The following is a 19,595-nucleotide window of genomic DNA, read 5'->3' as shown; positions in this document are numbered from 1 at the left end:
TATATGAAACATATAATACATCTGTCTATTCTTTGCTGTATATTAATCTATGGTTGCAATCGGCAAAAGAAAAGCCAACAAGAGGCCGGTACAATACCTAAAATGATTATGTCAGGCGAAAAATGGTTAGATACCAGCGGAAATATGATTAATGCTCATGGTGGGGGCATCCTCTACCATGACGGTACATATTATTGGTACGGAGAATATAAAGGGGATTCCACATACTGGAATCCCAGAGTGCCAGGTTGGGAGTGTTACCGTACCGAAGCCGGAGGCGTTTCCTGTTATTCATCTCAAAACCTTGTTGACTGGAAGTTTGAAGGTATTGTTTTGCCGTCTGATACAGTGAATGAAAAATCAGACCTGCATTACTCCAATGTATTGGAACGTCCGAAGGTGATTTATAATGACAAGACCAAAAAGTTTGTGATGTGGCTTCATGTGGATAGCCACGACTATGCAAAGGCCACAGCAGGCGTAGCCGTAAGCGACTCTCCGAACGGCAAATTCGAATACCTGGGGTCTATACGTCCGAACGATGCCATGAGCCGGGATATGACTTTGTTTAAAGACGATGATGGTAAAGCCTATCACGTTTATTCTTCCGAAGAAAACAGAACCTTGTATATAAGCGAACTAACCGAAGATTATTTAAAACCGACAGGTAAATTCACCCGTAACTTTATCGATCAGTCGCGTGAAGCTCCGGCTGTATTCAAGCGTAATGGTAAATACTACATCCTTTCGTCAGGCTGTACGGCATGGGATCCCAATCAGGCAGAATATGCCGCCGCCGATTCTATGCTGGGCGAATGGAAGATGCTGGGCAATCCCTGCTCGGGTAAAGATGCGGATATTACCTTCTATGGACAAAGTACGCATGTCCTGAAAGTGGAAGGAAAAGAAGATGCTTATATCGCTATGTTCGATAAATGGAATAAGACAGACCTTATCAATTCAAGATATATCTGGTTGCCAGTTAAATTTAATGGGGATTCCATTGATATTGAATGGAGAGACAAGTGGAATGTGGAAGAAGTATTTAAAAACTAATAATGCAAGAACGTATATTAAAATGAAACCAACATTATTTGTATTGGCTGCCGGGATGGGCAGCCGTTATGGAGGATTAAAACAACTGGACGGAGTAGGCCCTGATGGTGAAACAATTATGGATTACTCCGTATATGATGCCATACAAGCCGGATTTGGAAAAATTGTATTTGTTATCCGCCATTCATTTGAAAAAGAATTTAAAGAAAAAATAGTATCTAAATATGAAAATAAGATACAGGTAAAACTTGTCTATCAGGAACTGGACTATCTACCCGATGGCTTTACTCTAAATCCGGACAGGGAAAAACCTTGGGGAACAAACCATGCCTTGCTCATGGGCAAAGAAGTTATAAAAGAACCTTTTGCCATTATTAATGCCGATGATTTTTATGGTCGTCAAAGCTTTGAATTGCTAGCTGGACAGTTGAAGAATATGGCAGATAAGAAGTACTCCTATTGCATGATTGGCTATTTATTGGGATATACATTGTCTGAAGGAGGTTCTGTAGCCAGAGGCATTTGCGAAATTGACAAGGACAGCTACCTGACAGAAATTGTGGAAAGAACCAACATTGAGAGCGTAGATGGCGTTCCTTGTTTTACTGGCGAAAACGGACAAAAGGTCAATCTATCGTCTTCGACTCCCGTTTCAATGAATATGTGGGGATTTACACCGGATTATTTTGATTTGTCGGAGTTTGCTTTCATTGACTTTTTAGAAAGGAATAAAGATAACCTGAAAGCCGAATTTCTGATCCCTACCTTGGTGAATACTCTTGTTGAACAAAAGAGAATATCAGTAAAACTGATTCCTACGCCATCTAAATGGTTCGGGGTTACTTATGCTACCGATAAACCTGATGTAGTGAGACGAATACAGGAGTTAATCGAGGAAAGGGTATATCCGGATAAGCTTTTTGGATAAATGCTTAATAAAAACAAGTATTTATTTGAGCCTGTTTAAATTTTAGCGAAAATTTTCCTTAAGGCTCTTAATATTCTAAACGATAATAAATTATTACAAAAATATTTATCTTTTTGTAATGGTTTTATCGTTTCCTAAATGATGAGGAATAAAATCAGAGGGATATACCTTTAATCTACTACTATCTAAAAAACATGACCGGTTTTGTTGAGACAACAAAACCGGATTTCTTATAATTAAGGGGGTATCATCATTACAAAGAAATTGTAATTTTTGAATACATAAAACTTGTTTTCCCCTAAGAGTGCCCAAAAATCGAAAATACCGGAATAATAGAAGTTTTATTCAGAAAAACAGAAAAGTGTAATAATTGTAAATTTAAATATAAGAAGATCAATTGTTTATTATTTAAAGTTATAATAAAAACAAAGACTGGAAAAAGGAATGATATTATCAGATTTACATAGGACGCTATGCGAGCAGATGATAAGGTCGGACGCCTGCAAATTCTTTGCAAAATAAATAACCCGGTATTTTCAGATACTCTTGTGTTGCAATTTCATTTGTGAGTTTGTTCGTTTAGCTGTTAAACTCTCCGAACATCCGGCTAATTGTCTTTGCAATCCGGGAAAGAGTATCTGACAGGCAGTGATGGTTGGCGTGTATTTGCCATGTTTTTGTCGTTTAGTATTAATTTAATAAAAAATGAATTCATGGAAAATTATATTTCATCTCTGAAGGACAAAGTCTTTCAGAATATTCAGGAAGTAGAAAAGATGGAATGTAGCGTGCTGCATAAGTCAAAGCTGATTGTTCCTCGATTAGAAAGCGCCTTTGAAGAGTTAAAATCTTTTGTAAGCAATTATTCTTTTAAGGATGAAGATGAAGAGATTTTTTTCTTTAAAGAAATGAAGCCTCAACTGTTCAGCCAGTTAATATATTATAACGAGGTTTATAATATTGAAATAAGAATGCCGGCCGGCAGTATCGGAAGCCGCAAAGAGTATCTGGAACGGATTCAGAATCAAATTAAATTCTTTTTCGATATGAATTCGGAATTTTACCAATACTATCGTTCAGGAAGTACATATTTAGACCAGATTTATTTTCTTCGGAGAAAACCCTGCATTCAATTGCAGCTTGACAGTTCTTATTTTGAAAGGGATTGTTGTTTCTCTACCTGTTATGGTTTAAAGATGACCCAAATCCTGACAAACGAAAGGCTTTTATCCTATCTGAATGTAAAGCTCGCAAAGTTGCAGCAAGAGGGTATGGAGATTGGATCCTATACGGATTTTCATCCCGACTTGAAATGGACAGAAAAGAAAACAGCTTTGGGGGAAATTATTTACGGAATTGATTCTTTAAGAAGCGTTTGTTTTGGTAATGTAAACATAAAAGTCTTGGCTAAAGAGTTGGGAGACTTATTTAATGTGGATATGAGCAACATCTTCCAGATATATGGGGATATACGCAAGAGAAAAATCGACCGTACTGAATATCTGAATCGTATGATTGATGCATTAAGGCGAAGAATGGATGAAGACGATAACAAATAATCCCGTTGAATCTATTATCTTTGCAGATGTAAAATAGGAACCATCAGAAGTGTTTTTTAATACTTTATGAGTATATAACATAACGTTCGCTGAACGTCTCATCGTAGAAAACTGGCAATTTTCAAAATTTTGCGGGACGACAGTAATGTTCATGCTATACGTAAGTATGGCGTGGAATTACATGTTTCGCAAAAAAGGTATGCCAGTACCGCTTACGATGAAACAGTGTAAATTCCACGCTTTCTTTTTGTTCGTTCTATTTATGAAAACACCTTAGTTATACCTGATCCGGATATTTCCTTTTTGTGAGTATTTTCCTGATTTTTCCTTTTGTAATTTTAGCTTTCTTATATAACAATATCCTCTATATTATGTTGATTGTAATGAATATAGTTTGTTTTTTCTAAAAATCATACCCTACCAGGGTATAACTAATGAAATCCTTTTCTTTTTCCTGCCGACCTTTGCATAATAATCTTTAGAGGCTATTATGGATGATAAGAAAAGTTTTGAAGAATGGATGCGGATCATACTAAGCCGTTTTGACAAGATAGACAAAACGCTTGACCAAATGAATAAGCTCAAAGACTGTTTTGAGGGAGACACGCTTCTTGACAATCATGATTTATGCAAACTCCTTGGAGTTACTAAAAGAACTATCGCAAGGTACCGTCAGAAGAAATTGCTTCCTTTTTATACATATGATAATGGAAGGGTATATTATAAAGCCTCGGAGGTGGAGCAATTCATGCAAAAGAAGGGGAAAACACAAACCGGAGGAGCTTCTTGAAAAACATTTTTTAAGAGCAAAAAGACAAATCAACCCGTAGTTTATTATACTATGGGTTTTTATTTTTAGGATACTTTTCCCCGCACAAGGTAAAGATTCTCATTCACGGTCAATACAAGTTCAAGCCTGCGGTTCTCTTAAAAAATATTTACAAATATCTTTTAAGAGAAAACTTGCATGACCTATTCGAATCTTATTTTTTGTGCCGGGAAAAAGAATCCTCTATATTGATGGATAATGAACAGAAAAGTTCTAATAATTTTCTTAGATAAATAATATTCGATTACTTTTGTAGTCTGTAATCGAAAAGCGTTCTTTGTATTTGTGCAAAATGGGGTAAAATGTAGAGGTTCGCTGGTTTCTAAATCGTTACCTGTCAAAAAATAGACACTTGCAACTCATTCGTTTTCAGCTGAAAAGAATAATTACTGTGTCTACCGCAATGGCAAGTAAGATTCTTATTTAATCCCAGTTGTACTCCTGTTTTTTTCAACACTTTATTTGTTACCTTATTACAATATATTCTGAAAACACGATTGCTATTAGAAGGGCTGTCTGGGATAAACATCTTTGCCTTCGTACTGAGTGGAATATTTACTAAATACCCTGTTTTATGCATTCGAAGGTGTATGGAATCGTTAACGATACTGTCCTTTGAAAACGTTTTTAGATCAGAATATCTAAGCCCTGTGTAGCATGCAAATAAAAAATAACCAAGAATATCCTTATCTATTGGTTTCAGAAGATTATTTTTTAAGTAATAATCTGTAAGCTTGTTAAGCTCATCAATTGATAGAAAATCCCTTTTCCCATCAACTTTCTTTATTGAAATATATTGAAAAGGATTTGACTTTATATATCCAAAGCGAATGGAAATATTGACAAAAGTCCTCAGCACACGCAGACTTTTACCAGCTGTATTTTCATTATTACCTAGGGTATAAAGCATATATTGTCTATATTCATTTATAAATTTTTCAGTAATATCCGAAAAGCAGATTCTTTTTTTAAATTTAAGGATTTTGCTAATCTGAGACTTATATCCAAACCACGTTTCAGCTTTGAACTTTACCTTATTTTCGTCCAAATACTCTAAAATATAATCTGTAAAGCTTTCCTCATTTGAAGTATGATTTGATGCAATCAAGCGCTCTTTAAACTGTACTAATGTTAAAGGATATTCTTCGTTTAAGAAATTATTTACCAGTAGTTTAACTGATTTTTTGTCTATTGCATCTAATATCATGTTATATTTCTCATAGTTTTTATTTAGGATCTTTACCCTTTGATTTCTCAATGACCAGTCCCGCAAAGGAATCGCTACAGTTGTAGCGGTCTCTATTTTTCGACCCTTTAAAAATGCTCTTAAATAAATTGGGTATAATCCATCCTTATTTTTTTCGTTCTTAACAACAAAACGGTAGCTTATTTGTATACTCATAATAATAACTGAAGTATTAGTGAAGTGAATTTGTTTATTATCTACAAAGTGACAGATTTAAAGCAATAAAAACCAGTAATTATTCACTAAAGTTGTAGTTTTAGGAAAACCTATGCCTTTAGCATCAAATAAGGGAAAGAGTTTTCAGGGGAGTATTGTGCTCGGAAAAGGATTTGTTTTATCTCCAGAGGAAGCTGAGAAACTGATCAAAAAAGATCCACGTAATAAGGAGGTGCTTTTCCCATACCTAAATGGCGATGACTTAAACAACGATCCGGAACAAAAGCCCTCTCGATGGGTTATTAACTTTTTTGATTGGGATGAGGAAAAGGCAAAGACTTATCCCGATTGCTATGAGATAGTAGAGAGACTGGTGAAACCTGAAAGGCTTATTCAAAAGGATAAGGGAGGGAAAGAAAAATGGTGGCAATTCTTAAGACCAAGAAAAGAACTTTATAATACGATATCTGAGTTAGACCAGGTAATGGTTGTGGCTCGAATCAGTAAAACCTTAGCTATGTATTTTGTTCCTCAAAAAATAGTCTTCGCAGATGCTTTAGTCGTTTTTAGTGATAACTCTTATTCCTTTTTTTGCATATTACAATCAACAATACATAATATTTGGGCTTGGAAATATTGTACAACCATGAAATCTGATTTGAATTATACACCTGGTAATGTTTTTGAAACCTTTCCATTTCCAAAGAATTTGGATATTATTGAACATATTGGTAATCAATATTTTGTTCTTCGCGATTTTATCTTAAAAAACTTAAATATTGGTCTCACTAAGATGAATAATTTAATTCACAATAAAAATTTATATCTATTAGCTAAGAACTTAAATGACGATCAAATCAATCATGATAAAGATATTCTTTGGTTTCATGGGCATTTAAAACAAAATAAAAAAGGAATAGATATAAAGCAAGCAATTAATTATTTAAACCAACTACGAGATTTACATGTAAAATTAGACTACGAGGTTATAAATATTTATGGATGGTCTGATTTAGAGTTGCAGCATGACTTCTATGAATTAGAATATTTACCCGAAAATGATAACATTCGTTTTACTATCCATCCAGATACTCGCAAGGAGGTACTAAAACGATTACTATTGCTTAATCATCAACTTTATGAGAATGAGGTCACTGGGGAAATAAATACTAAACCTAAAAAAGTACAACAGAAAAGAACAGAAGATAATTCCCCGAAGTTATTTTAGTCTTCAAATAATAACGTATTGCCAAATATATCAAAGTTAGATTGTCCTTTTTTTTTGCTAATATGATTATTGGCAGTATTATATTTCATTTCTTCATTATACTGGTTTAAATTTAATAATAATAATCTTTTCAAAACCTCTTTCCTAGAGGCTGGATCTATCGAGAATCTCACACGGTCATTTTCGGGTAAATATTCTAATTCATAGAAGTCATGCTGCAACTCTAAATCATTCCATCCATATAGATCTACTACAGATTGATCCATCTGGATATGTAATTTACGTAGCTCTCTAATACCATCTATTATATCCTCATAGCTATTTGTAGATGGGGTTTTCTCTAAATATTTTTTCAGATATTTAACTTGATTATCATTCGAGTCTATAGAGCTCTGAATTCCTTTTGAATGAAATAGATTATAGATTTTAGTCAGGCCTAATCCGGTTTTACTCATTAAAGACTTCCTTTGATAGTAATATTTACGTCCTATGTTTTCTAAATAAATTGTAATACTTGTAGGAAAAGGATAGTTTTCGAAGCAATCTGTAGTTGAATAATTTAAAGTCCCTGAGCCCAAAGTTGATGAGTTTTTCCAACACCATAAGTTATGTATTGAACTAGAAAGAATTGTATAGCTGTGAAAATCGTTTAAAACGATAACCCCTAATTTATGCATAAAAACAGTGTCTGTATCCGAAAACTCAAATGAAGAATATTTACTAACTAATGGAATAACTATTACCTGGTCTAACTCAGATATCGTATTATATAACGCAGGTCTTTTTTCTCCATATATCCACCACTTTTGTGGTAATGGTTTTCTTAAAGCATATGTACTAATAATTTCGTTACCATCATTATCTATTTTCCAGCGTTGCCTCTCAGGCTTCACCAATCTCTCTACTATCTCGTAGCAATCGGGATAAGTCTTTGCCTTTTCCTCATCCCAATCAAAAAAGTTAATAACCCATCGAGAGGGCTTTTGTTCCGGATCGTTGTTTAAGTCATCGCCATTTAGGTATGGGAAAAGCACCTCCTTATTACGTGGATCTTTTTTGATCAGTTTCTCAGCTTCCTCTGGAGATAAAACAAATCCTTTTCCGAGCACAATACTCCCCTGAAAACTCTTTCCCTTATTTGATGCTAAAGGCATAGGTTTTCCTAAAACTTCGGAATCATCCAAGTACGAAGTTATTTGTTCTACTGATTTATTATCCAGAATAAAGTCTTTTGTCCATTCACCCTTATAGATGGTAACCAATGAAACCTCTACTGCGGCTTGTCCAGGCCACCTCATAGAACGAACGGCATGGTTAATCACTCCATTTCCAGAACAAATAACATCTAAGCCTCCTTCACGTGCTGAACCTTGAGCAATAGTATTTGTAGATATCAAGGATTGGAAGCCATTAGTCTTAATTATATCAAAAATGCGTCTAAAAAAATAAGTAACCAAATCTACTGCACCTATTGGTTTGTATGTATATTTCAGATATTCGAGAAAATTGGCTCCATAATTACCACTCAATTTTTGCCCCCCTAAAAATGGTGGATTACCTAAAATACAATCAAAACCTCCTTGTTGAAAAATCTCGGGAAACTCTAAAAACCAATGAAAGAATTTTTTGTCATTAGAAATTATCTCACTAACATTATTCTCAATCTTTGTTCCAAAGTCTAGATAAGTTTTGTATTTGCTATGCGTCGTTAGATTCTCTTTATTCTTCGTTGTTTTGGGTATGAAGAATTGTGCAACCTGTAAATTAGCCAACTGCTTCAACCTAGCCCATTTGTTATCATGAATTAAATCATTATACTTCTGAGCTTTTTTTTCAATCTGTTCCGAAGTGTTCTCTGGCATCTGATGAAACTTATCCATCAATTTTTGTATATCCGCAAAGTCTGTATTGACAGGAGCCAAGTCGAACAGATCTCTCATCTGTGCCTTTCTTTCCGAATCATTTTGCTTTTTGAATGCAGACGCTATTGACTTATCATCGCCAGCTATAACTTTGAATGCCTCACTTGCAATTCCGCTTTGGAGTTCTTCGTAATGCGCCAAACCAACTATAGCGTTACCATTTTTTATGTGATGATCTAAGAAGTTTAAAGGTTCTCCCGGATCATGTGCCTCTAACCATAATGCGACCTTACACAATTCCACAGCTAGAGGGTTCAAATCGACACCATAAATGCAATTCTTTATGACATCGCGGATAGCTACTCGTAGGGTTGATGGAGTTGGTTGATCTTCATTACTTCGTAATCTAGCCAATGCAAAACCTATTCGTCGGGCAGCTGAAAGTAAAATATGTCCACTTCCACAAGCTACATCACAAACAGTAATACTTAACAAAGCACTTTCAGCATTGACCTCTTTCAGTTTGTCTGCGATAATATAATCTAAAGAATAACCTATTAATGGTTTTACCAATTCTTCAGGGGTATAATGTGAACCTGATGTAGATCGATCGACACCCTGCTTGAATCTAAATTCGTCATTTTCAACTACAGGTTCAAACTCAAGTAACCCTTCGTATACTGACCCAAACTCTTCGACGTCTAAGTCAGCATAGTTGACTCGAATAGATTGCTTATTATCATTTTCAAATGTGACTAATGATTTAAATACTTCTAGTACAACTTTATTATTCAATGTAGTAGTTTCGATACTACCAATAGCTGTAGGTTTAAAAATGCCCGAAGCTAAAGAATCTATACCTAAATGTTTACCATAGTGAGAGTCTTCAAAAAGCCTAAAAGTAGTCATCAATGATTGCCACAAATCTGTTTTCTTTGGGTCAATATAGACAGCCTTATTGACCAATAAAGTCAATCTCTGTATACTATAATACTGATAATATATGTTTTTTAATTTTTTCTCTTCTTCTGTTAGCACCTTTTCCTCTTTATAAATGAGATTTCGTTCTTCAATTACCAATAAAAACAGAATGCGATACACAGACCTTAGTATATGTAGATAATAATCTTTTGCTGATAATGCTCTTTTTGCAAAGAATTCTCTCAGTATAACATTCTCATGTTGAGCAAGTAAGCCATTAGCCAATGTACAAATAGAATATTCTACAGCAATACTCAATCGCTCACGAATACGAGATCCTGATGCTAAAGCTTCATTATGATAATACTCTAAAATAGAGTCTTTCATTTCTTCTTTTTCATCTTTGATTCGAGAGGCATGTAGTAAACGATAAAAAATAGCAAATTCCGCATAATGCCCTTCTTCCATCATTTGCTCTAAATTAAACTCTAGATAGCTTAACCTTGAAAGTCGTGTAGCATCACGCAGTATCCTAAAGTGAGTTCCATTGGTAACATAGCCATAAATATGCTCAGTCGAATTAATGTATTCTTGCACTAAAGAATGAGGAGACAATCTTGGTCCGCCCTCAGCCTTTTTATCCATAGACTGCTCGCTGCCTCCAATATGAATTGGAAAATCGTCTTTATTTGAAGCTCTATGTGAAATTGCATAAGATTTTCCATTTACAATTTCGGCATTGGAGGGTGTTACCTGATAGCCCAAAAGGTTGAGAAGAGGAATAATCCAGTATTTTCGAGTTTCGCTTATTCCTTTTTCAGCTTCAGAAAAACTATTTCTCTTTTGTTTAAATATTTGCCAATGAGTATTGAGAAGACTCCATGCATTACTTATTTCGTCACGAACTTGCTCATTTGGTCTTAACCCAAAATCTTGTGGTTTTTGGAAACTTATATCATCTTGGCGAATCTTTTCCAGAATTTCGCTAGTAAAAATATTCCCTTGTATGTTTATTGTGGTTAGTTTCATAATTTAGAAAAGAATTTTAGGTTTTGGCAATAAAATATAAACACCTAAAATATCCGGAGGAAGTACTGGTGTTGATTTCTCATAACTCCGTCCTCCTATTAACACCTTGAATCGGCTATGTGCCTCAACCAATTTATCTGCACGTTGCGTAGCTAATTCTATAAATGTGTCTTTTTTAGTTTCAAAAGAATTTAATTCTTGTTCTAAGAGTTGTTCCTGATGTTCTAAAGGCATATTACTAAGTGGAATAGCCTCATCCAATAACTTGTGAGCCTGCTCAAACTCTATAGTTTGCATATCATTTGCATGCTCCGTATACCCCCACAGATACATTTCTTCTGCTACAGACTCATTTTTAGAACGCACTTCCTTCACCACATTTCGAACTCTGAACATCACTAAAGTAGTTTTACTTTCCACACTATTTGTTTGTATAACACTAGTTCGTGCCAAGCCATAATCATTACCTTTTTCTTCAAATGCGTTACTCACAATATAATGGCAAAGTTGTTCCACAAAACGGTGGTTTCGTCCAATATATTGATAACCTCTGGGCGTAGGAGATGTGAATGCAATTTTTGCATCAATCTTACCTTTCTGTAGATCTGTTTTCGTTAGCAAAGCAGCCTGTATATGTTTAGGGAGATTTGCTGTTTGCACTTTATATCCTTCAATATCAGCATTGACTGATGCTCCTAATGATTGTAATGCGTATATAACAAAATCTTCGACAGTTTTAGGGTTTCCAATAGCTTGATCAACCTCTAGCAGATCCTTCTTTATAGTTTCAGCATCGACTGATTCCTGAGCAAAAATAGAACGAAGATTCTCCCCCTTCTTACGAGCTAATTCCAATTCATTATCTATTCTGACTTTGTCTTCAGCAAATAGTGTTAATTGTTCTGCTTCTGTTTCAGTTTTTAATATCTTTTGAGTAAGTTCTGCAATCAAAGATGCATTACTTTCGCCTATTGAGATCGTAACTCCAATACTTTTTTGAATTTCTCTTACTTTGCGTATCAATACCTCCAAAATAAATTTATCCATTGGATTATTTTCTCCATATAGCATGTATGTTTTGATCTGACTTGATGTTTGTCCAAAACGGTCAACTCGTCCTTCTCTCTGCTCAATTCTGTTAGGGTTCCAAGGAAGATCATAGTGTAACACAGCATTGAAGTAGTCTTGTAAATTAATGCCCTCACTCAAACAATCAGTAGCTACAAGAACTCTTTTTTCATGTTCACTTATTCTTTCGACTTCCTCCTTACGCTGTTCATCAGCCATTTCTGAAGTAATTGCTTGTATCAAGACATTTTTGGGTAAAACATCTCTTAGCTTTTCTTCTACATATTTAGCTGTAGCAATATAGTGACAGAATATTATTGGTTGAAAACCTTCTTTTAGCCATTTTTTGATTAAATCAATAGTATGTTTTATCTTGAAATCTGTTTCCACATATTGATTTAGGAACTCTGCTCTCTCTATCAGCCTACTGAGTTTGTCTAATTCTGTCGTTTTGTAGTCTACCGAATTTAATAAATCGGATCTGGAAAAATCAACTCCAAAATCATTTTCTTCAAACAATGTATTTTCTACAGCTTCAGCACTTATTTCAGCCACAGTATCTTCTACAGTTAGTTTTACCTGACGCTTTTCCAACATCTCTTTAGCCATAGCGGGACTTGACATTACTCCTTTTATTAGAGCAATTGCTGCCCACGAGCGCAAAAGGCGAGTATTTTCATTATCGGTATCCACATCTGAAATTCCTCGTGCAAATGCAACTAACTCATTGTAAAAAAGCTTAGTATCTTCAGATAATGTAAAACCAACCTCTTTTGAATCTCTCGTAGGAAATAAAGTGTCTTCATTTAACCATCTACGAATATTTTCACGCTTACGTTGAATAAAATACTTTGCAAGTTGTTTTCTGTCAGATTGATCTAATTTCTCAAAATTCAATTGTTGAAATTTCGTATCCAATAAACCCAAAAGAGATAGGAACTCTTCATCTTTTCCACTATGAGGCGTTGCTGTAAGTAGTATCACATGCCTTGTCTTATCAACAGCAACATCATGAATCAGGTTATAACGCTGTTGTTGATTTTTGGAAGATGCCCCTTTAGGAAGTGTACAAGTATGCACTTCATCCACAATGACTAATTCAGGACAATCGTTTAAGAAAATACCTCTACGTTTATCTGTTTTAATATAATCGACTGAAATGACTTGATAAGGGATATGATAAAATACAGAACGGTCATCTGGCACCATTCTATCAAGACGAGAAGCTGTGCTAGAACGAATTATTTCTGCATCAATATCTAATTTATCCTTTAGCTCTTGTTGCCATTGTTCACACAAATGTGGAGGACATATTACTGCAAACTTTTTAATTTCTCCTCTTTCAATTAGTTCTTTAATAATCAGTAAAGCTTCAATCGTTTTTCCTATTCCGACATCATCAGCAATCAATAATCTAGTAATATCCTGTTTAAGAGCCATAACCAATGGTACAACTTGATATGCTCTAGGTCTAAAGGAAAGTTTACCCATACTTCTAAATGGACCAGCAGCATTTCTTAAAGACAAGCGAGAAGCATTATAGAGCAATTTCGCCGTTTCAAAATTACCTATTTGACGAGGAGTAGGTGCTTTAAAACTTGCTTTTTCTATAACCTCCGTATCTATAGCCAAAGGCATGAAGACACCAGTGATTTCTTCATCTGAGCCTCCAAGTGGCTTTATTAAAAGAATCCGATCTTCATTAGATGGAAGTACCATCCATTCTCGATTTCGATATTGTATCAAGTTTCCTGGGGTATATCTATTATTCATTATCTCCTTGTACTTAATAATTGCCTATGTAAGTTTTCTCGACTAAATTATTGCACTTTTCTAAAAATATCTTTTCGCCTCTCTACCAATTGCTCTAATGGCTCTGAATAATGCCAGCGAATGACATCACAGATTCCCTTTTTTAATATATTATCAATCATCTCATCACGCTTTTTCACGTGTTCCAAATCATGTACAGATCCATCACAAAATAAAAGTGTACCACCTAAAGAGTTGTGATAAACAAAATCTGCACTAATGTAATAACCGTTTAAGTTTACTTGTGCCTTATCTGGAAGTGCATATCCATTTTCGTACAAGTATTTTATTAATTTCAGTTCTGTGCTACTATTCTTGTCATATCCGCTCAGTAAATATTGGTAATGTTCGTCCCTATCATTTTCAGATCCTTGTATCATTTGAGGCTCACAATCCATCAATTGTTCCAAAACTTCTTTGATTATATGGCGATTAAGTTGTCGATGGTAGATTTGGTTATAGTAACTCAATAAATCCTGATAAGTAGCATGAGGCAGTGTTTTCCCCTCTTCTGTTTCTTCTCTCGTTTGCGAATCGAAATGCAGTACTTCATAGCTGATTTTAAACCATTCTTTCATTTTCACTGGGTCGGAAATCAATTGTGACAATACTCCTAATGAACCCTCTGAAGCCTCGTGAATAAGAATATTAGGTTTCTCAGGATCTCCCATTACGCTTACTGCTATTTCACTTTCTTCTACGAGAAACAATCTTTCTATTCCTCTTTTAAGTGCATAACTTAATGATATTACCTGATCGGGAGTAGTCCCAATATTACCTAAAGGTTGTATATACAAGACATCAACCGTATCTTTAGTGTAAAGCATTATCTCCTCCATATTTTGTTGCAATTCCTCGTTATCTTTCAGTTTACGTTCTTGCAACCACACACCATTTCTTTGGTCAATCTTAAATCCGTCACTTTGCGATCTCCTTGCTTTTTTATTAATCTTGACAAGGTTAGCTGTTTTACTAAAATACAGTTGGAGCAATTTTTCTCCACCTTTTTTCAATATTACAGATTCAGCATTTTCAATTCCATGAGGAAAATTGAAATGGGATGATACTTCGTAGCCTGAACGGCTTCTTTCTTCTTCGATACAAGATATTTTTTGTAGAGGAATACCCTCACATTCCGAAAATTCGATGACCTTAGAAAAAAGTTTTATCGCATCCCCTTTCAGTTGACTCTTACTAATAGGATCAATGTTGGCTACCTTAATTTCTTCATTAAAATAAGCATACCCTGTTTTGTTAGATATAAGGATTCTTTCGGCAGCATTTTCGAGATCAGGAACCATCATGCGGTTTATTCTAAATTTACTTCCCGAATGATAAACTGTATTTCCAGGTCCAAATTCAGATAAAGCTAAAGCTCGAGGGCGCGAAAGAACTTCTACATCATCTCGATAACTTTTACCTAACACTGCTCGAACAGGAAGGCGTGTAAAATTATATCCTGGTAAAAAACCTTCGGCTGCTAGATAGCGAAATATATAAAATTCTGAATTACTGGAATTTCGTTGTTCCTCATTTTTAAGCAAGGCTATTTGTTTCCTCGCAAATTTTTCTTGTTTAGCAGCTTCTTTTTTTTCTGCACTATCAGCTTTGTATGTGTGATTATCTAGTATTGCCTGAGCTCTATTTCTGAGTATACAGGCATTTTGAAACATCCTTATCCAACGAGTAAATGATGAAGAAAACCGACTTGGAAATTTTTCTATTCTGGCCGAGATCCATTGTTCTGTAAACCAATTTGTTTTATTAAGTTCAGGCAATAGGGTATGTGCTATCTTCTGAAAGTCTGACAATAATTTATTTTTTGAAATTGAAATTAAATGCTCAATTCTTTCTAGTATATTTTTTTGTATAAAAATTTGCTTTTCATCAGATAAATCTAAAACATCAGCCACAGAGGTTCTCAATTCACCAATCTCAAGTTCCATTAAAAGAAAAGCATTTAAATGTGTTAAGATAAGCTCTTCGTTAATCAAATCTATCCGAGGAGGTTGTACCAGACCAGCCACCATTTCTACAGAATTTTTAAAATAGTTGACATCGTGAGGAGACATTGTAGAACAATAAGTAAAGACTAGAGCTGTTTGTCCCCCTCTTCCTGCCCGTCCACTTCTTTGAGCATAATTAGCTGCATTAGGGGGGACATTTCGCATATGTACAATGTTTAAATTGGCTATATCAATTCCTAATTCCATCGTTGGGGAACAATATAAGGTAGATATTTCGCCTTTTCTGAATTGCTCTTCTCTCTCGATTCTCTGGCTGGCAGAAATTTGCCCTGTATGTTCTTTTGCGACTAATTCTTTTTTTAATTTACTAAAGTCTGTTTTATACAAATTCTGAAAATATGGATTAGGAGTCAATTCAGGCAAATCTGCTTGAAAATTGAAACGTGTAGAATCCAGCTTTGATTTTGTTCCATCTCCTTTTATCCATAGTAGCTGATCTGCTCTTAATTTATAGTACTTTAAATCAGGATTTTGCTTATCCTGTTCCATTGTTAGAAAATTAGTTCTGACAAGTATTGCAAGTAGTTGTTCAATAAAAATTTGATACTCATCTTTATTCAGTTTGTCGGAACCTGTTTCAATGATGCAGCGATTGATATATTTTCCTAGGTTAGAACGCAGCCCCAGTGATGCAACATACCTACCTTTTATCTTACGAGATGGTGTTGATATTACCATTTCTGTAGGTTTATCTATATTCTCATTATAATCTAATGACCATAATGAGTCTGGATTTAACCGTTCTCGCATCAATTCTTCGGTATTAGCTATATTTCTGAAGAATTGATGTTCTAGAGCAAAATTAGTTCTAAAGTAGTCTAGGATGTTTCTTAAGAATTTTTTTCGATCTTCTTTGGGCATATCTTTCAAAGGTTCTAGATCAACAAAACGTTCATCCATACCTGAAAGTTTGTCCAGATTTTTATAATCTATTGTCAAAAGCCCCACTTGTTCAAGGTTGGGTAATGTATACCGCCATCCTCTTTTTAAGTCTTGGAATATTCTGTATTTTAAATAGTCCTTTAAAGCTTGAATATTTCTTTCTTCTGGAAATTCTTCATCTTCTGATGGGTTATATGCGTACTCTTTTTCTTTCAACCCTAAACTTTGATACAGAGCTTCTGATATTTCGTATATTTCAAGTGCTTTTTTGTCTTCTTTGAATGCTGAGTAAAGGGCAGATCGTAGACGAATGGTTGTATAGAAATCGTTGAAATGCCCCGATTGTAGAGAGGCATCCTGTCTATTATCTGTAAAGCTCAATAATTTTTGATCTTCTAATTTTTCCCCCTGCTCTGCAAGACTACTAACTATTGCATATGAAATTACAGATGTTGCCGTACTTCTACCTTCCGATCCAAGTCGAGAAAGCTTGGTAAAATCACTTGTTTTACCATCCTCATAAATGACTTGAGCTGTGGGGTCGATTCGTAGTTTGGCTGGGATGAAATAACCCTTGATAGGAAATTTTGGATCAAAGGAAAATTGACCTTCGCTATTAAAATATATTTCATGTGGCATTACCATTTGATAATAAGGCTGCAATGCTGTACCTTGTTTATTCCACCATTCAGAAGGGACTATGTCTTGAAAATTGGTATTCCAGAAATCTTCTCCTTCATCTAGTATTATATATCCGAATCTGAAATCTTTTATATTCGTTTTTTTTTCATCAATCTCAGATCTTTTTTTGTTAAGAAATTCTTTGTTAGGTATTACGGGTAAAAGTTCATTCCCTTCAATATTCAATTCAACACACAAAAATTCAAAACCAGAATATCTAGAAAAAAGCAAGGGATAAAGCTTTCTATCTTTCCCTTCTATTTTCACAAAAGGTTCATCTGATGAGGTTATATATCTTGTGCTTCTTGGTTCCAATGTTACAGAAATAGAACCTGTTTGAGATATGAATTGATGAAAACGAAAAGGAAGAAACGATTTGTGAGTTCCTCTCTTTCTATTATCTTCATTAATTCGCTCTGCCCACTGTAAGAGATCAGATAAAACACTTTGGATTTGGTCTCTCGGTAAAGATGTTTCTTCCTGTATCTTTTTTGCTATTTGACCAATACTTAAAGGTTTACCTCTTTCTAATATTGTATTGTTCAATTTCAGAGCAATATTTATCTCCAACCAATTAGCTAGATCTGCATTTACAAAATCAAGTTCCGTTCCGTTCTTATCAATACCCTTACGGATAGCATTTGCCAACTGAAAAGAATTAATGAGATTAGCAGCAGTACAAGGTTCTAAATGTTCTGTAACAATTTCATCGATCGAATATTCTTTACCAAATACTTGAGCCGCCACATTTGCAACTTTTCTTTTTTTCTCTTCTGGAGATCCATATGAAGTCATCGTAGCCGAAGTTCCAATAAAAATCAAATCATTAATTGCAAGTGTTTGAATTCTTCGATTCAGTAAACTTACATCGGCACCTTGCCTGCCTCTATAAGTGTGAAGTTCATCATAAACAATATATTTGAGATGTTTAGTCATTGATTCTCTTAACCATTTTTCTGACTGGCGGGTCATAATCAATTCTAACATCATATAATTCGTTAAAAGAATATCTGGTTCAGTATCCTTTATCTGCTCTCTGTCATCACCTGACTCTTGTCCTGTGTATTGCCCAAATGTAATGGGAAAACCATCACCATAAAAATCTGCATACTTTTTAATTTCCTCATATTGGGAATTTATTAGCGCATTCATCGGGTAAACTAATATAGCTTTTACACCCTTTTCTTTCTCTACCCCTCTTTTAAAAAGATCATTAAAAATCGTAGCCAAAAATGTAAGAGACTTGCCCGATCCTGTTCCTGAAGTAACTACAAAACCTTTATCTTGAACTCCTATTTCAATTGCTTCAACTTGATGTTTATACAACCTGTAAGAACCTAGAGCTTTGGGTAAACTGGGATGTATTGTATTTTCCTGAACCAGATCATTAAACGATTTACCTTTTTCAAATGAAGGATTGAACTGGATTAGTGGCTCTGGTAAAATATTTTTGATTAATGTTTTATCATTCACATAATCAGATATTCTTTTATCTTTAATGTTAATAAAAGACTGTAAATATGATTTGTAATCAGATATTACTTTTTCTTGAGTTTTAAAAGCATCCATTTATATTAACGTTTATCATAGATATGATGAAGATATATCGAACTGAGGGTCATTATGTGCCTACAGAAAAACTATAGTTGACACCGTAACTGTAACAAACTTACATAAACCTTTTCATTTATACAATACAAAAATGACAGTAATTGATGTCATTATAACTGGGGTTAGTGCAATAATAAAAGTCGTTATTTTAAGGATATTAAAATATTCTCCTCTTAATAGAGCACTATTCAAGGAATCAGTTGTGATTAAATATAATAATTCAAAAAAGGATAAATGTTATATTTTTATGCTAAAGAAACATAGCACCGCCAGATGCAATACACTTTCATTCGAGAAATTGCAAAAACGACAACAAATATTATCGAGTACTTAATAGAATCTTCACCAACCAGATATAAGGTGGGCTTTGAACAATTTATGAAAAATGATGTCAGACCTTTTGTGTATTCTCATCTTTATAATTATGTTAAAAACCATATTTAATTTAAGATAATAGAGTTTATATTTAATAGTTTATTAAATCGTTCTTTTACATATCTTTGCGATTGATTAATCACAAATGAAATACGACAAGATTCTAAAAAATCCGAAACAATTATTATCATTAACCGGTTTTAGTTTATCGGAGTTTGAAGCATTTTTGCCAACCTTTAAGTATCATTGGGAAGAATATCATTCTCATTTTACATTAAAAGGTCAGCCTCGCATACGAGTTTCTTATGGGAGAAAGAGCAGTCAA

Annotated in this window: 9 protein-coding genes and 1 pseudogene; 6 read left to right on the top strand and 4 right to left on the bottom strand. The window is 34.4% G+C overall.

The features are described 5' to 3' along the window. The first annotated feature begins 3 nt into the window (after window positions 1-3). The 4 genes from IR083_RS22090 to IR083_RS22075 all read left to right on the top strand — a co-directional run bounded on the left by IR083_RS22090 (window position 4) and on the right by IR083_RS22075 (window position 4,333). Window positions 4-1,056, top strand: coding sequence for a glycoside hydrolase family 43 protein (locus IR083_RS22090; RefSeq protein WP_194225955.1), 1,053 nt, complete (start codon window positions 4-6; stop codon window positions 1,054-1,056). Window positions 1,057-1,078: 22 nt separating this feature from the next. After that, on the top strand, window positions 1,079-1,984 hold the full coding sequence (locus IR083_RS22085) for a sugar phosphate nucleotidyltransferase (RefSeq protein WP_194225954.1): 906 nt from the start codon (window positions 1,079-1,081) through the stop codon (window positions 1,982-1,984). Between the two features lie 713 nt (window positions 1,985-2,697). Then, a complete protein-coding gene (locus IR083_RS22080; protein ID WP_194225953.1) occupies window positions 2,698-3,543 on the top strand; it encodes an RteC domain-containing protein in 846 nt (281 codons plus the stop codon). A 490-nt stretch (window positions 3,544-4,033) separates the two neighbouring features. Continuing rightward, window positions 4,034-4,333 carry a helix-turn-helix domain-containing protein gene (locus IR083_RS22075; protein WP_194225952.1) on the top strand — a complete coding sequence of 100 codons (300 nt, stop codon included), beginning with the start codon at window positions 4,034-4,036 and terminating at the stop codon, window positions 4,331-4,333. A gap of 376 nt (window positions 4,334-4,709) precedes the next feature. Here the strand turns inward: IR083_RS22075 and IR083_RS22070 are convergent, their stop codons facing one another. Continuing rightward, complete coding sequence (locus IR083_RS22070) at window positions 4,710-5,774, bottom strand: site-specific integrase (RefSeq protein WP_194225951.1); 1,065 nt, start codon at window positions 5,772-5,774, stop codon at window positions 4,710-4,712. A gap of 112 nt (window positions 5,775-5,886) precedes the next feature. Here IR083_RS22070 and IR083_RS22065 point away from each other — a divergent pair, with 112 nt between their 5' ends. Beyond that, entirely contained in the window at window positions 5,887-7,002 is a 1,116-nt protein-coding gene (locus tag IR083_RS22065; RefSeq protein ID WP_194225950.1) for a type IIL restriction-modification enzyme MmeI, read from the top strand. Here IR083_RS22065 and IR083_RS22060 read toward each other — a convergent pair. From IR083_RS22060 to IR083_RS22050, 3 genes are all read right to left on the bottom strand, one after another. Continuing rightward, complete coding sequence (locus IR083_RS22060) at window positions 6,999-10,814, bottom strand: Eco57I restriction-modification methylase domain-containing protein (protein ID WP_194225949.1); 3,816 nt, start codon at window positions 10,812-10,814, stop codon at window positions 6,999-7,001. The two genes, IR083_RS22065 and IR083_RS22060, sit on opposite strands and share 4 nt — an antisense overlap. A gap of 3 nt (window positions 10,815-10,817) precedes the next feature. Further along, complete coding sequence (locus IR083_RS22055; protein WP_242052514.1) at window positions 10,818-13,601, bottom strand: helicase-related protein; 2,784 nt, start codon at window positions 13,599-13,601, stop codon at window positions 10,818-10,820. 101 nt (window positions 13,602-13,702) lie between these two features. Beyond that, on the bottom strand, window positions 13,703-18,853 hold the full coding sequence (locus tag IR083_RS22050) for a DEAD/DEAH box helicase (RefSeq protein ID WP_194225947.1): 5,151 nt from the start codon (window positions 18,851-18,853) through the stop codon (window positions 13,703-13,705). A 562-nt stretch (window positions 18,854-19,415) separates the two neighbouring features. Between IR083_RS22050 and IR083_RS24510 the strand changes: the two are divergent. Further along, window positions 19,416-19,595 (top strand): annotated as a pseudogene (locus tag IR083_RS24510) (DDE transposase family protein); the annotation flags it as partial.

Source organism: Dysgonomonas sp. GY75 (genome assembly GCF_015234155.1).
GTDB classification, from domain to species: Bacteria; Bacteroidota; Bacteroidia; order Bacteroidales; family Dysgonomonadaceae; genus Dysgonomonas; species Dysgonomonas gadei.
This window is presented reverse-complemented; position numbering and strand designations above follow the sequence as displayed.